This window comes from Bacillus sp. RHFS10 (assembly GCF_016757475.1).
In the GTDB taxonomy this organism is placed as follows: domain Bacteria; phylum Bacillota; class Bacilli; order Bacillales; family Bacillaceae; genus Bacillus; species Bacillus subtilis_G.
In genome coordinates this window covers 621,365-635,584 of record NZ_JAESPO010000002.1, presented here as the reverse complement: position 1 = coordinate 635,584, position 14,220 = coordinate 621,365, and the positions used below count along the sequence as shown (strand labels likewise).

12 protein-coding genes are annotated in these 14,220 nt (G+C 44.3%); 4 read left to right on the top strand and 8 right to left on the bottom strand.

Features of this window, described 5'->3' with window-relative positions; translation table 11 throughout:
• Window positions 1-387 precede the first annotated feature (387 nt).
• On the top strand, window positions 388-897 hold the full coding sequence (locus JMN17_RS09865; protein ID WP_087991520.1) for a MarR family transcriptional regulator: 510 nt from the start codon (window positions 388-390) through the stop codon (window positions 895-897).
• Between the two features lie 20 nt (window positions 898-917).
• On the top strand, window positions 918-2,129 hold the full coding sequence (locus tag JMN17_RS09860; RefSeq protein ID WP_087991521.1) for an MFS transporter: 1,212 nt from the start codon (window positions 918-920) through the stop codon (window positions 2,127-2,129).
• Between the two features lie 27 nt (window positions 2,130-2,156).
• Here the strand turns inward: JMN17_RS09860 and JMN17_RS09855 are convergent, their stop codons facing one another.
• From JMN17_RS09855 to JMN17_RS09840, 4 genes are read right to left on the bottom strand one after another with little or no spacing between them, the layout of a single operon-like run.
• The gene (locus JMN17_RS09855) at window positions 2,157-2,516 is read right to left on the bottom strand and encodes a phage holin family protein (protein ID WP_087991522.1); all 360 of its coding nucleotides are present in this window, start codon (window positions 2,514-2,516) and stop codon (window positions 2,157-2,159) included.
• A gap of 1 nt (window position 2,517) precedes the next feature.
• Window positions 2,518-2,715, bottom strand: a complete 198-nt coding sequence (locus JMN17_RS09850; RefSeq protein ID WP_087991524.1) for a PspC domain-containing protein — start codon at window positions 2,713-2,715, stop codon at window positions 2,518-2,520.
• A gap of 4 nt (window positions 2,716-2,719) precedes the next feature.
• Window positions 2,720-3,817 carry a DUF4097 family beta strand repeat-containing protein gene (locus JMN17_RS09845; protein ID WP_087991525.1) on the bottom strand — a complete coding sequence of 366 codons (1,098 nt, stop codon included), beginning with the start codon at window positions 3,815-3,817 and terminating at the stop codon, window positions 2,720-2,722.
• A gap of 24 nt (window positions 3,818-3,841) precedes the next feature.
• The gene (locus JMN17_RS09840) at window positions 3,842-4,168 is read right to left on the bottom strand and encodes a hypothetical protein (RefSeq protein ID WP_202327965.1); all 327 of its coding nucleotides are present in this window, start codon (window positions 4,166-4,168) and stop codon (window positions 3,842-3,844) included.
• A 217-nt stretch (window positions 4,169-4,385) separates the two neighbouring features.
• On the opposite strand from JMN17_RS09840, the gene JMN17_RS09835 reads away from it, so the two are divergent.
• Window positions 4,386-4,616 (top strand): hypothetical protein, encoded by a 231-nt coding sequence (locus tag JMN17_RS09835; RefSeq protein ID WP_087991528.1) that lies wholly within the window; start codon window positions 4,386-4,388, stop codon window positions 4,614-4,616.
• A gap of 188 nt (window positions 4,617-4,804) precedes the next feature.
• Here the strand turns inward: JMN17_RS09835 and hag are convergent, their stop codons facing one another.
• The 4 genes from hag to JMN17_RS09815 all read right to left on the bottom strand — a co-directional run bounded on the left by hag (window position 4,805) and on the right by JMN17_RS09815 (window position 11,271).
• Entirely contained in the window at window positions 4,805-5,629 is an 825-nt protein-coding gene (hag, locus tag JMN17_RS09830) for a flagellin Hag (RefSeq protein ID WP_202327964.1), read from the bottom strand.
• Between the two features lie 361 nt (window positions 5,630-5,990).
• A complete protein-coding gene (gene uvrA, locus JMN17_RS09825) occupies window positions 5,991-8,864 on the bottom strand; it encodes an excinuclease ABC subunit UvrA (RefSeq protein ID WP_202327963.1) in 2,874 nt (957 codons plus the stop codon).
• 7 nt (window positions 8,865-8,871) lie between these two features.
• Window positions 8,872-10,857 (bottom strand): excinuclease ABC subunit UvrB, encoded by a 1,986-nt coding sequence (uvrB, locus tag JMN17_RS09820; RefSeq protein ID WP_202327962.1) that lies wholly within the window; start codon window positions 10,855-10,857, stop codon window positions 8,872-8,874.
• 183 nt (window positions 10,858-11,040) lie between these two features.
• Entirely contained in the window at window positions 11,041-11,271 is a 231-nt protein-coding gene (locus JMN17_RS09815) for a CsbA family protein (RefSeq protein WP_087991534.1), read from the bottom strand.
• Between the two features lie 417 nt (window positions 11,272-11,688).
• Here JMN17_RS09815 and JMN17_RS09810 point away from each other — a divergent pair, with 417 nt between their 5' ends.
• The gene (locus JMN17_RS09810) at window positions 11,689-14,181 is read left to right on the top strand and encodes a PEP/pyruvate-binding domain-containing protein (RefSeq protein ID WP_202327961.1); all 2,493 of its coding nucleotides are present in this window, start codon (window positions 11,689-11,691) and stop codon (window positions 14,179-14,181) included.
• Window positions 14,182-14,220 lie beyond the last annotated feature (39 nt).

Below are 14,220 nucleotides of genomic sequence, written 5' to 3'. Positions count from 1 at the left end.
CATGGGATGGAACAACTGGTACAACTGAACAAGACGAATGGCAGGCAGCACTTAAAGTTTCCAAGTGAATTATGTTTAGATTCCAACTTCATTTTTCATTTATTACGATGTACACCTAATAAATGTTTACTAGTAAACATTAGTTATTTTATCCCTTATTTTTCCTTTCGTCAATACGATCAGTACCCAAACAATTGAAAATAAATGTTAATGTCACATTTTTCACACACTTTTTACACTTATATTCAGCATGACTAACAGCAAATAAAGTTTAAACACCAGCAATTGACAACGAAAGCAAGAAAAGATAAAATTGAATCGTTCACCAGTAAACAATATTATTATTATTTCTTTGTAAACTATAATTTCCAAGAAAGAAGGTTGCCTATGTCTAATTTGACAAAGCAGATGATATACGACATATACGTGAGGCTGCTGCACCTTAATGAACAAAAAGCGAACACTTCACTTCAGCAGTTTTTTAAGGAGGCCGCAGAAAAGGATGTGATGGATGTTCCTAAAAACATGACAAGCATTCATGTCATTGACTGTATCGGCCGGCATGAACCCATTAACAACGCAGGAATCGCCAGAAAAATGAATTTATCGAAGGCAAATGTAACGAAAATCAGCACAAAACTGATTAAGGAAGAATTCATTAACAGCTATCAGCTGACAGATAACAAGAAAGAAGTGTATTTCAAGTTAACTCGTAAAGGCAGACGGATTTTCGACTTGCATGAGAAACTGCATAAAAAAAAGGAACTGGCTTTTTACCAATTCCTCGATTCATTCTCACAAGATGAGCAAAATGCTGTATTGAAATTTTTAGAGAACCTGACGTCTTCACTTGAAGCAGAACAAACCAACGAGGCTCCGGATAAACCTGTAAAGTAAACAAAAAGGCGGTGTACACAATGGCTCAAACGAAATCAAAGGCGGTATTGATCTTATATATTGTTTGCTTCAGCGCATTTTTTGCGTCTTTAAGCCAAAACATTTATTCACCTATTATCCCGATTATTAAAGAATCGTTCCACGTTTCCGCAGCAATGGTCAATCTGTCAGTCTCAGTCTTTATGATTGTGACAGCGATTATGCAAATTATATTAGGGACTATCATCGATTTTAAAGGCGCGCGGTTTGTATTGATTGCCGGTATTCTGGCAACGGCAGCCGCCAGCATCGGCTGTGCGGTGACCACTGACTTTACTTTGTTTCTGATATTCAGAATGATACAGGCAGCCGGGTCCGCAGCACTGCCTCTTATTGCTGCCACTACGATCGGACAGCTTTTTACAGGCAGGGAACGCGGAAGTGCCATGGGAACGTATCAAATGCTCCTTTCCGCCGCGCCGGCTATCGCACCTGTCCTCGGGGGATTGATCGGCGGAGCAGCCGGGTACGAAGGGATCTTTTGGATGCTTACGGCCATCTCTGTCATTATGCTGGCGGCAAACAGCATGATCTTTCCCAAAGATTCTCCCGCTGGCTCTAAGCAGCAAACTAAGGGCAATGTTTTTACCCATTACAAATCAATATTTACAAACCGAACAGGAAACGTCATTTTAACCTTAAGCTTTGTCCTCTTTTTCATTTATTTTGCGGTGATCGTCTACCTCCCGATATTACTGACGGAGCATTATCATATTGATGTGAGCATTGCAGGGCTGTTGTATTTGCCACTGGCCTTAAGTACAATCGCAGGTACGTTTCTGTTTAAAAGAATACAGGCAAAAGTCGCGCTGAACACCTTGTTTATCGGCAGCAATGTGATAGCTGCCTGCAGTATCATTTTGTTCGCCGTTACACATTCTGTTTCTCTCATTCTCATGGCACTCACACTGGCATTGTTTGGCATCTCAATGGGGGTCATCCCTCCCTTGTACTCCACAATGATCACCAATGAATTTGAACACAACAGAGGGAGCGCCATCGGAATGTTTAACTTTATCAGATACACAGGCATGGCGGCAGGTCCGATGATATCTGCTTATCTGCTCACAATGATACCGTCTGCCATGTCGTTTGGCCTCTTAGGCCTTATATTTGCCGCATTGAGCTTTTGCCTTCTGCCGCAACTGTATCCGCCGCAGAAGCGCATGAAGCAAAAAAAACACCACATGTAAAAAGCTGCCCTTTGATGGCAGCTTTTTTTATTTCTTTTGCAGAGGTTCTAAAATCCCTTTTTGAATCAGCAAATGGAACACCGATAGGATAACGGATGCCCATATCGCTGTGCCGAAGCCGCCAATTTGAAAACTGTCACCCATAATGGACGCGGTCATCATAAGCGTAATGGCGTTAATCACAAACAAGAAGAGACCAAACGTCACCATGGTGACTGGCAGTGTGAAGATAATCAACAGCGGTTTAATCAGCACGTTTAAGATCGATAATATGAAGCTGGCGATAACCGCTGCCCCGATGCTGCTGACATGGATGGAGTCAATGTATCCATCAATGACGATTAATAACAATGCATTGACTAAAATGCTGACTGCCCATTTTATCATGTCATTTCATTTCCCTTTCTGACGGGACGATAAAAATCCAAATGATATATATCAGCAAAACAGGTAAAACACTTGTCATAACCGCTAAAATGACAGTTATGACTCTTAGGAGTGATGCGTCCCAATTGAAATATTCCGCGAGACCGCCGATGACACCGGCCATTTTTTTGTTTTTCTCTGAACGATAAAGCCTATTCATTCGATCACCTCTGTGAGTACTTTAGTTTGATGGCGCCTGTTAATGATTCTGAGAAGACGGTGATGTTTTGATCATGTGCCTGATTTGAAGTGAACATCATTTCTTTTTGAATGGTATCATTTTTTTCTTTCAGCATCTCAACATCCATTAATTCATGAGACAGCGAACCAAGATTGCTTTTCAGCTCTGCCTTCACGGCAAGATCGTCCGGAATCGCAAGCTCCACATTTCCAGTCGTCGTTTTTGCATAAATGGAGCGGCAATCCGATTCTGTTACGTTCATCGCAATATTTCCGTTAAAGCTTTGAACGTCAATCGATTCGCTTCTCCCGCGGAGATCGATCAATCCGTTAATGGTTTCCGCTTCTATCGTGCCGCAGTTGTGGCTTGCAAGCTTAATTTGCCCGTTGGCCGTTTCCGCTGTGGCTTTTTCAGCTGTTAAATGCGAGAACGACAGCACGCCGTTTGTCGTTTTCGCCGAGAACTCTTTTACATGTAAATGTTCCCCTCTGACAGGACCATTAAACAGCTTCACCCGAATCTTATCATACTCCTTCTGAGGAATATATAAAGTCACATTGGTTTTCATCGTTTTCTTCTCAGTACGGATAAAAAATTTATTACCTTTGATTTCACATTCAATATGCTGAAGAAATGCATGTCTCGCCGCATCCTGGCTGTCAACGCGATATACCTTCGCCTGACATTCCGCTCTGATATCCTCATCATCCCAAGGAACGATATTCACACTGCCATTGGCGATTTGCAAGTCAACACTGGAAAGGGCAGTATCTTTAAATTGAAAAATGTGCTGAACATCATACGCATGGCCAAAGTTCAAATCAAGGTCAACTTCCTTGACCTTTTTCACCGCAGAATCAATCCAGTCAAACAGCTTGGCTCCTAAAGACGGCTTGCCGCTTTCTTTTTTTGCTGCTGTAAACGGCTCTTCCTCATCATGTACATAAACTGAGAGCGCTGTGATTTTTTCTTCTTTTTCCTTGTAGTCGCTGTCAAGCTTTTCAATCAGTGTCAAAGCCTCTTGTGCTGTCAGTTTCCCTTCTTCCACAAGCTTAAGGATTCGTTCCTTTTCTTGCTTCATTGCGATCTCCTCCCCATTGTCTACTTATGCTGCGCGCAGCACCTTAATACCCTGAATCACATTCCAAATCATAATGCCAATGACAACTAAGAAATAAATAACCGCTCCACCAATCATCACAAATACAGGCAGCAGGCTGTCTCCATCAATTGCAATGGCTCCGTCCAGAAAAGCGATAAAAAGGACCAGCCAGCCAGCAAAAGGAACGATGTGAGAAATAAGAGAACGTATCGCATGACGTTTTGTTTCTCTCTCATCTACAACAAAATAAGCGACAATCGGCACAATGATCGGCGCGATGAACACACTGAAATAACAAAGTGATGCAATAATAGCTTGATTACGGTTCAATTCATTCCACACTCCTATAGTGAATTACCCATGACAAAAGGTCAGGGACGTTTTACTTATTCATACGTTTAAAACCTCTTCAGGTTTCACATTCATTCTTTAGACATGCTCCGATTTACGGAAATTGGATTTTAAAAAGTTTTAGAAGTAGAATCTTAGAGCTGTACCGATTACAATATGTAAAAAGCTTACGGCAATCAAGGAGGCTGGACAAGCAATGGATAAAGATCCCAGTGACTATACAGTAACACAAGAATCGGTGTTAAAGCTGATTCATGAACAAAAACGAATGAATCGTGAAATGATCGCTGAGCTTGAACAGATTCACGGACCCATTCCGATCTCTCACGATATTCAATATATAAAAGTGCTGCTCGACAGCAGTAATACGCATATTGTTCAAGATTTAATGAGTGTAAGCAAACAGTTGTATAAGAAGACGTTGTAATGGCAGAAAAAGCTGCAAATGATTATAACTGAAACAAAGAAAGGTTAGATGACAATATCTTGCCTTTTTTATTTTGAAGAAACAAGTGACACACAATGATTATAACAAAAAAAGCCTGCCGGCATATCCAAAGAATGGACACTGCCGGCAAGCTGTGACTACCAGAAAGAACGATAGCCGTTCAGAAATTAACGTAATAATTGAAGTACGTTTTGCGGCTGTTGGTTCGCTTGAGCAAGCATCGCTTGAGAAGCTTGAGAAAGAATGTTGTTCTTTGTGAACTCGCTCATCTCTTTCGCCATGTCAACGTCACGGATACGAGACTCAGCAGCTGTCAGGTTTTCACTAGAAGCGCCTAAGTTGTTGATTGTGTGCTCTAGACGGTTTTGTACCGCACCAAGTTTAGCACGTTGTTTAGATACGTTATTGATTGCAGTATCAATACTTTCAAGTTGAGTATCAAAAGGAGTAGTAGCAAAATCTTTTACATTAAGTGTGTCTACTCCTAAAGCATTTGCTGACATGCTGTCAATGTTAACTGTAAGCTGTTGGCTAGCATTTGCACCAATTTGGAAAGTGAAACCATCAGTTTCAGTTCCATCTAATAACTTTTTACCGTTGAATTCAGTACGGTTTGAAATGCCGTCAACTTCTTCAATAAGTGCATCCATTTCATCTTTAATCGCACCAAGATCTTCAGCTTGCTGTGTTCCTGTGTTTCCTGCTTGAACAGTAAGTTCACGCATACGTTGAAGGATTGCATGTGTTTCAGTCAATGCACCTTCAGCTGTTTGGATAAGAGAGATCCCGTCTTGAGAGTTTTTAGAAGCCATTTCAAGACCTCTGATTTGTCCTCTCATTTTTTCAGAGATCGCAAGACCTGCTGCGTCATCCCCCGCACGGTTGATACGAAGGCCTGAAGAAAGCTTCTCCATGTTCTTTTGGGCTGCATTGTTGTTTGAGCCTAAACGGTTTAATGTGTTAAGCGCTGCGATATTGTGGTTAATTCTCATGTGTAAAATACCTCCATGTATATATGTTTTTTGAAATCAAAGACTTCCTTTTCTTCGATTTCTGGCGCGTGATTCCAGTAAAGCGTCTGGCTGTTATATAGACCATCCATAAAGGATACCTTCAAATCCCTTCATATAAAGGACTTTTTTGTTTAATATGGAATACATTGTACGCCCTTCAATCCATATATCGGCAGTATTATGTAAATGTTTAGGCGTTTTCCCAAAGAAATTTTCCCCATTTGAAAAAATGCCTCTAAAGATCGCAAATTTTTTCTTTTCTCGTTATACCATAAAGTCAGCTTGCCCTGCTAAGTCCAATAATGGACTTGCTGACAAGCTTCCTCTGAAAAGAATATTGTTAAGATGTAGCCGTTTCTTTCGCTTCCAAGAGCGTTTTCATGCGTTTTTTGTCTCGCTCTATAACAGGCTTCAAATAGCGGCCTGTATATGATTCTTCGACTTCCGTGATTTCCTCAGGCGTTCCCGACGCAACAATGGTTCCGCCTCCGGCTCCGCCTTCCGGCCCCAGATCCACAATATAATCCGCCGTCTTAATGATATCAAGATTATGCTCAATGACGAGTACTGTATCTCCGTTGTCCACCAATCGCTGAAGCACGACAAGGAGTCTGGCGATATCGTCGACGTGTAAACCTGTCGTCGGCTCATCTAAAATGTAAAGCGTTCGCCCTGTGGACCGTTTGTGCAGCTCAGACGCAAGCTTCACGCGCTGCGCTTCTCCACCCGACAAGGTTGTTGCCGGCTGTCCGAGCGTAATGTAACCTAACCCAACATCATAGAGGGTTTGGAGCTTACGCTTGATTTTCGGGATATTTTCAAAGAAAGAAAGAGCGTCTTCAACCGTCATATCAAGCACATCAGAGATGCTTTTTCCTTTGTACGTCACTTCAAGCGTTTCCCGGTTGTAGCGTTTGCCGTGGCATACCTCGCATGGAACGTACACGTCAGGAAGGAAGTGCATTTCAATTTTAATAATTCCGTCGCCGCGGCACGCTTCACATCTGCCGCCCTTCACGTTAAAGCTGAAACGGCCTTTTTTATAGCCGCGGACCTTCGCTTCATTTGTCTGCGCGAATACATCGCGAATGTCGTCAAACACACCGGTGTATGTCGCGGGATTGGATCTCGGCGTTCTTCCGATTGGCGCCTGGTCAATGTCTATGACTTTGTCCAGGTGATCCAAGCCTTTAATCTCTTTATGGCTGCCAGGCTTCGCTTTTGCTTTATGGAGCTTTTGCGCCAGCGCCTTGTGCAAAATTTCATTGACGAGTGTGCTCTTTCCTGAGCCGGACACCCCTGTAACCGCTGTGAATGTTCCTAGCGGAAACTTGGCATTCGCCTTTTTCAGGTTGTTTTCTGTAGCGCCTTTAATCTCAATAAAACGTCCGTCCGGCTTTCTTCTTTCAGAAGGCAATGGGATGAACTTTTTCCCTGATAAATAGCTGCCCGTTAATGAGTTTGCATCTTCCATCACTTCATCCGGCGTACCCGCGGATGTCACCTGTCCGCCGTGGATGCCGGCGCCGGGTCCAATATCAATTAAATAATCCGCTGCCATCATCGTGTCCTCATCGTGTTCGACGACAATCAGCGTGTTCCCAAGGTCTCTCATATTTTTCAGGGCGCTGATCAAGCGGTCGTTATCACGCTGATGCAGGCCGATAGACGGCTCGTCTAAAATATAAAGCACACCCGATAAGCGCGAACCGATTTGAGTGGCCAACCTGATACGCTGCGCCTCTCCTCCGGACAATGTTCCCGCTGCCCTGCTCAGTGTCAGGTAATCAAGGCCGACTTTGTCCAGAAAGCTTAAACGCTCCACAATTTCACGCAAGATCAAATTGGCAATCTGCATATCTTTCTCAGAAAGGGTAAGGCCTTTGAAGAAATCAAGCGCGTCTCCTACAGACAGCTCGGTAATTTTGCCAATGTGGCGTCCGTCAATCAGCACGGCAAGCGCCTCTTTCTTTAACCGATAGCCTTTGCACGTCGGACAAGACTTCTGGGACATATACTGCTCCATTTGTTCACGAATGTAATCGGAGCTTGTCTCCTTATAGCGTCTTTCAATATTTCGCAATACGCCTTCAAATTGAATTTCGCCTTCACGTATTTGCCCAAAATCATTTTCATAACGGAAATAAATCAGGTCGTCTCCGCTGCCGTACAGCACTTTATCCAGCAGCTGCTTCGGCAGATCTTTTACAGGCACGTCCATATCAATGCCGTAGTGGGTGCAGACCGCCTCAAGCAGCTGCGGATAATATTGTGAGCTGATCGGTGTCCAAGGGGCGACCGCATTCTCCTTCAATGACAAATCTTGATTGGGGATGACGAGATCCGCATCCACTTCAAGCTTCATTCCGAGACCGTCACACGTCGGACAAGCTCCGAACGGGCTGTTGAATGAAAACAGCCGCGGCTCAAGCTCGCCGATTGAAAATCCGCAGTGCGGGCAGGCGTGATGCTCACTAAACATCAGCTCTTCCTCACCGATGACATCAATCATAACCCGTCCTTCACCTAAACGGAGCGCCGTTTCCAATGAATCTGACAGACGGGCCGCCACGCCTTCTTTCACCACAATCCGATCAATGACAACCTCAATCGAATGCTTTTTATTCTTTTCTAATTCAATATCATCAGAAAGCTCAGCCATTTCGCCGTCAATTCTGACTCTGACATAGCCTTGTTTTCTAATCTGTTCAAGCACTTTGACATGAGCGCCTTTCCGGCCAGAGACAATCGGGGCCAGCACCTGAAGCTTCGTCCGTTCCGGGTATTCCAGAATTCTGTCGACCATTTGCTCGATGGTTTGCGATGTAATCTCAATTCCGTGTTCCGGACAATGAGGCTTCCCTACTCTCGCATACAAAAGACGCAGATAATCATAAATCTCAGTTACCGTACCGACAGTTGACCTCGGGTTGCGGCTCGTTGTTTTCTGATCGATGCTGATGGCGGGAGACAGCCCCTCAATTGCATCAACATCCGGCTTATCCATTTGCCCTAAAAACTGGCGGGCATAGGCAGACAGCGACTCAACATACCGTCTCTGTCCTTCTGCATATATGGTGTCAAAGGCCAGAGAGGATTTCCCTGATCCGGACAAACCCGTAACAACGACAAGCTGATCTCTTGGAATCGTTACATCTATATTTTTCAGGTTATGCGCCCTGGCTCCCTTCACCTCTATCCGATCCATAGCCATGTGTTCATCATCCTTCCGCTTTTAGCTCTAAAAGTAAATCGCGAAGCTCCGCGGCTCTTTCAAAGTCAAGCGCCTTGGCGGCTTCTTTCATTTCGTGCTCCATCTGTTCAACGACTTTCTGGCGTTCTTTCTTCGTCATTTTCGACAGCTTCGGCGCGGCTTTTGTTTTGTATTCGGCTTTATCCTCAGCTGCTGCTGTGGCGCGAATGACATCGCGAATTTCTTTATTTATGGTTTTCGGCGTAATGCCGTGCTCTTCGTTAAACCGCTCCTGCTGCTCACGGCGGCGTTTTGTTTCATTCATCGCAATTTCCATAGACTTCGTCATTTTATCTGCGTACATAATGACGCGGCCTTCAGAGTTTCTCGCTGCCCGTCCGATGGTCTGAATCAGAGAACGCTCCGAACGAAGGAAGCCTTCCTTATCCGCATCCAAAATCGCAACGAGAGATACTTCGGGAATATCGAGGCCTTCCCTCAGCAGGTTGATGCCGACAAGCACATCATGCTTCCCAAGGCGCAGGTCGCGGATAATTTCAATCCGTTCAAGCGTCTTAATCTCCGAATGCAAATAGTTTATTTTAATGCCAATTTCCTTCAGATAATCCGTCAGGTCCTCTGACATTTTCTTCGTCAAGGTTGTCACGAGCACCCGTTCATCCCGTTCGACTCTTGCTTGAATTTCGCCGATCAAGTCATCAATCTGGCCTTCAATCGGACGCACATCAATAAGCGGGTCAAGAAGCCCCGTCGGACGGATGATCTGCTCGATCATTTCATCCGTATGCTCAATCTCATACGGTCCTGGCGTTGCTGATACATACACGATGTTGTGCATGTGCTTTTCAAACTCTTCAAAACGGAGCGGACGGTTATCAAGTGCTGACGGAAGACGGAAGCCGTGATCCACGAGCACCTGTTTCCGCGCCTGGTCCCCATTAAACATGCCGCGCACCTGAGGAATCGTCACATGCGACTCATCTACCACGATCATAAAATCGTCAGGGAAATAATCAAGAAGCGTATACGGCGTTGAACCCGGAGGCCGAAGCGTCAAATGTCTTGAATAGTTCTCAATGCCGGAGCAGAAACCCATTTCCCGCATCATCTCAAGATCATATCTTGTCCGCTGCTCTAAACGCTGCGCTTCAAGCAACTTGCCATTTTCGTGCATGACCTTCAGCTGCTCCTCAAGCTCCTTCTCGATATTTTGAATCGCTTTCTCCATTTTCTCGGCCCGCGTTACGAAGTGGGACGCCGGGAAAATCGCAACATGATCGCGGTCGCCGAGAATTTCTCCTGTCAGGGCGTCCACTTCCCGGATCCGTTCGATTTCATCACCGAAAAACTCGACTCTAATACAGTGTTCATCACGAGAGGCAGGGAAGATTTCCACTACATCTCCGCGCACACGAAATGTCCCGCGCTGAAAGTCGATATCATTGCGGGCATATTGGATGTCTACAAGTTTTCTGAGCAGCTCATTTCTCTCAATTTCCATTTCAGGCCGCAGTGACACGACCATTTCCCGGTATTCTTCAGGAGAACCGAGACCGTATATACAAGACACACTTGCGATAATAATGACATCTCTCCGCTCAAACAGAGACGATGTGGCAGAGTGTCTCAATTTATCAATTTCATCATTAATACTGGCGTCTTTTTCTATAAACGTATCCGTTTGAGGCACATACGCCTCCGGCTGATAATAATCATAATAACTGACAAAATACTCGACAGCGTTGTTCGGAAAAAACTCCTTGAACTCGCTGTAAAGCTGTCCGGCAAGGGTTTTGTTATGGGCAATCACGAGAGTCGGCTTATTGACTTCTTTAATCAAATTAGACACTGTAAATGTTTTACCCGTTCCTGTCGCACCCAGCAGAGTCTGATGCTTCTTGCCCTCCTGAATTCCTTTTACAAGTTTTTCAATGGCTTTCGGCTGATCTCCCTGGGGCTGGTATTTCGAGACTAACTCAAAGCGATCTTTCACAAAATAAGCCTCCGTTTCTTTAACGAAATCTTCCTATAGATATAGTAACACAATGGAATGTAAAATCACTAAAAATACGAACTAAAGTTCGGTGGTTTTTTATTTCCAGCTGTTTTCATGTATAAAAAACCTGCTTTTAAAACGTAAAAGCAGGAATTCGTCGTTATATTCATTATGTCCGTTTTACTCTTCTTTTTTCTCGGCAGTTTTTTTGGCCATGTACAGTCCGCCAGCCACAAGAGACACAACATCCAATCCTACAATAAAATACGTTTCTGTATAGCCTTTTAAATAAGAGGCAAACAGCAATGCAGCTGTCAGGGCGATCGCCACATAATGATTAAAAGTGACTCTTGAAAAAAGGACAACAAGCATAAAAGGGAAAAACAATGCAAAAACGGCTTTTGTAATCAACAAAAACCCTCCTCAGGGATTCTTCATCTGATCTGATTATAGTAAAAAATGAAGAATCGGACAATCGTGCAATCGTTCCCTCTTTCTACACCATACCCTTTTTCAGGCGACATCAATCACCATCTTTGCACTTTGCCCCGGCCGACAGAAGCATTTGCGGTACTTTTGTATGAAGGGCAGTAAGCCTTAGCTTGATATTGAAGCCCGCCGGCATAGAAGAGCGCCCCCGAGAATAAATAGGCGGACAGCACTAGTTAAGCTGCACTTTTGATGATATTTTATTTAGGACTTTCTGCTTTTGACATCATTTTCCTAAAAATCTACAATTGAGCGATAGTGTTCACTATCATTTTTTGACCACAGGCTCCGTCATAAAAGACTAGAGAGAAAAAAAGGAAGGAAAGAGGGGTTTCAAATATGTATTCTTTTTTATTTCGCCAAGCAGAAGCGTCCAGCCAGCTGGCTGGCGCAAAAGGCATGAATTTAATTAAACTGACCAAACACGGGCTTCCTGTTCCGGACGGCTTTATCATTCAGACGAATGCGCTCACCCGTTTTATGGAGGATAACCAACTTCATGAGACTAGCGAAAATATCGAAAACGAGATCATCGGCGGAACATTTTCTGAAGAACTGAAACATGAGCTGACAAGTTCCTTTTACAAGTTAAGAGAATCATATCGCTCCGTTGCCGTTCGCTCTTCGTCTGCCTCGGAAGATTTAGAAGGCGCTTCATTCGCGGGGCAATATGAAACCTATTTAAATATCAAAACAGAGGAAGAGTTTCTAGCTAAAGTGAAAGAATGCTGGGCTTCATTCTTCTCCGGCCGAGTCAGCAGTTATAAGAAAAAAATGAACAACCAGATCGCAGAGCCGTTAATGGGTGTTGTCGTTCAGGGCCTGATCGATTCAGACGTATCAGGTGTAATTTTCAGCCGCAATCCTGTTACCCACGATGATAGAGAGCTATTAATCAGCGCCAGCTATGGTTTGGGGGAAGCTGTTGTATCAGGAAGTGTTACCCCAGACACATTTATAGTCAATAAATCTTCGTTTGAGATTCAGAAAGAAATAGGTGCAAAAGAAATCTACATAGAGTCCGCGGCAGAAGGAATTGCTGAAAGAGAAACGAGCGAAGACATGCGCAGCCGTTTTTGCCTTACAGATGAACAAGTGTTTGAACTGACTGAAATCACAAAAAAAACCGAAGACCTGTACGGGTATCCAGTCGATCTAGAATTCGGAATCGCAGATCATCAAGTATACCTTCTGCAGGCTCGCCCGATTACAACGATTGAACAGGACAAAAAAGCGGCAGAGGAAGAACGCAGCTTCATGATTACCGACGCTGATATGAATGATTTTTGGCTCAACATGGAGTCAAATATTGAAGGTCCGGTGAGTCCGCTATTTTCTTCGATCATTGTACCGGCCATGGAATACGGCTTGAAGAAAAACATGCAAAAGTTTCCGATCGGGGCAGTTACAGAAGAAGTGAAGCTTTATCGCGGGCACATTTATTCCAAAAACCAAGGCGGGCAGCAGCCTGATGAGGACTGCGGCAAAGAGCTTTTTCCGATATTATCGGAGCGTATGTATGACATCATCAAACACACGTACCTTCCATTTTACGAGATACTGGATCAGCTCGCACAAACTGATCATACTGCTGAAAGCGCACTTGATGCTTTTCGGAAATTAAAAGCCTTTTATCTCACGGCTTATGATGAGCATTTCAATATTGTTTTCCCGCAAATGCTTCTGACAAACAAATTGCAAGCGATGTACCAGCACATTCAAGGCGAGTCCGAAACCGCTCATTTTTACGAGATGCTGACAGGCAAAATGAACAAATCACTGGAAACTGACCGCTGCCTGTGGCTCTATTCCGTTAAAGTGCAGGAAAACCCGAACCTGCTGTTCATTTTTGAAAACACTGAGCCGGAACAGCTTCAGGAAAAATTGGAACAAACTGATGAGGGCAGACACTTCCTGAGGAACATCCATGAATTTTTACAGGACTACGGGTGGAGGTCTGTAAAGAGCCATGATCTGATTGAACAGATCTGGGCAGAAAATCCGTATTTTGCTCTGGCCAATATTCAAAATTACGTCCGCAATGGCTATCATTTTGACAATGAATTTCAGAAAACGAAAGAAAAACGAGAGAAATTATACCATGACTTCTTGAAAAATATAGAGGATCCCAATTTACAAGAGGAATTCAACCGTTATTATCAGTGGACGCTGAACGCTGCAAATATAATGGATGACCACCACTTTTATATTGACGCCATGCTGGATGCCAAGGCGAGGGTCTTTTTGCTGAAGGTCGGTGAGTTACTGGCGGAAAACGGTGTCATTCAAGATCGTGAAGACCTTTGGTTCCTATATGATGATGAAGTGGAAAACGCGCTACTTCACCCTGTATCCCTGCAAGAAAAGGCTGAAAAACGCAGACAGGCCTTTCACGAGTATGAGCTTGCCAAAGCCCCTGCCTACCTCGGTACTCCGACAAAAGAACAGCTCGAAGTCGCTGAAGAAATTGTCGGCGCTGTGATAGAGGATGAAAAAAACACGGAGGATCATATCTTTGGCATTGCGGCATCAAGCGGCATGGCAACAGGTCCGGTGAAAATGATTCGGGACGCCAGTGAATTTTCTCAATTCGCTTCTGGTGAAGTGCTCGTTTGCAAAATGACCACACCGCTATGGACCAGCCTGTTTCAAGACGCCAAAGCGATTATTACAGATACAGGCGGCATATTGTCTCACGCTGCGATTATCGCTCGCGAATACGGCATTCCCGCCGTTCTCGGCACACGCACTGCAACAGAAAGACTTCGAGACGGAGACATCATCACTGTTGACGGGAGCAGCGGCAAAATCACAGTTGTCAGCCGGGCCTAACGCCTTCTCCCCCCTTTCTTATGCAAGCGGGGCAGGTGT

Bases quoted from the DNA above. Each gene is read 5' to 3' on its own strand.
- JMN17_RS09855 (WP_087991522.1), bottom strand. From the start codon at position 2,516: ATGATAAAATGGGCAGTCAGCATTTTAGTCAATGCATTGTTATTAATC.
- JMN17_RS09845 (WP_087991525.1), bottom strand. From the start codon at position 3,817: ATGAAGCAAGAAAAGGAACGAATCCTTAAGCTTGTGGAAGAAGGGAAA.
- JMN17_RS09835 (WP_087991528.1), top strand. From the start codon at position 4,386: ATGGATAAAGATCCCAGTGACTATACAGTAACACAAGAATCGGTGTTA.
- JMN17_RS09865 (WP_087991520.1), top strand. From the start codon at position 388: ATGTCTAATTTGACAAAGCAGATGATATACGACATATACGTGAGGCTG.
- uvrA (WP_202327963.1), bottom strand. From the start codon at position 8,864: ATGGCTATGGATCGGATAGAGGTGAAGGGAGCCAGGGCGCATAACCTG.
- hag (WP_202327964.1), bottom strand. From the start codon at position 5,629: ATGAGAATTAACCACAATATCGCAGCGCTTAACACATTAAACCGTTTA.
- JMN17_RS09850 (WP_087991524.1), bottom strand. From the start codon at position 2,715: ATGAATAGGCTTTATCGTTCAGAGAAAAACAAAAAAATGGCCGGTGTC.
- JMN17_RS09860 (WP_087991521.1), top strand. From the start codon at position 918: ATGGCTCAAACGAAATCAAAGGCGGTATTGATCTTATATATTGTTTGC.
- JMN17_RS09810 (WP_202327961.1), top strand. From the start codon at position 11,689: ATGTATTCTTTTTTATTTCGCCAAGCAGAAGCGTCCAGCCAGCTGGCT.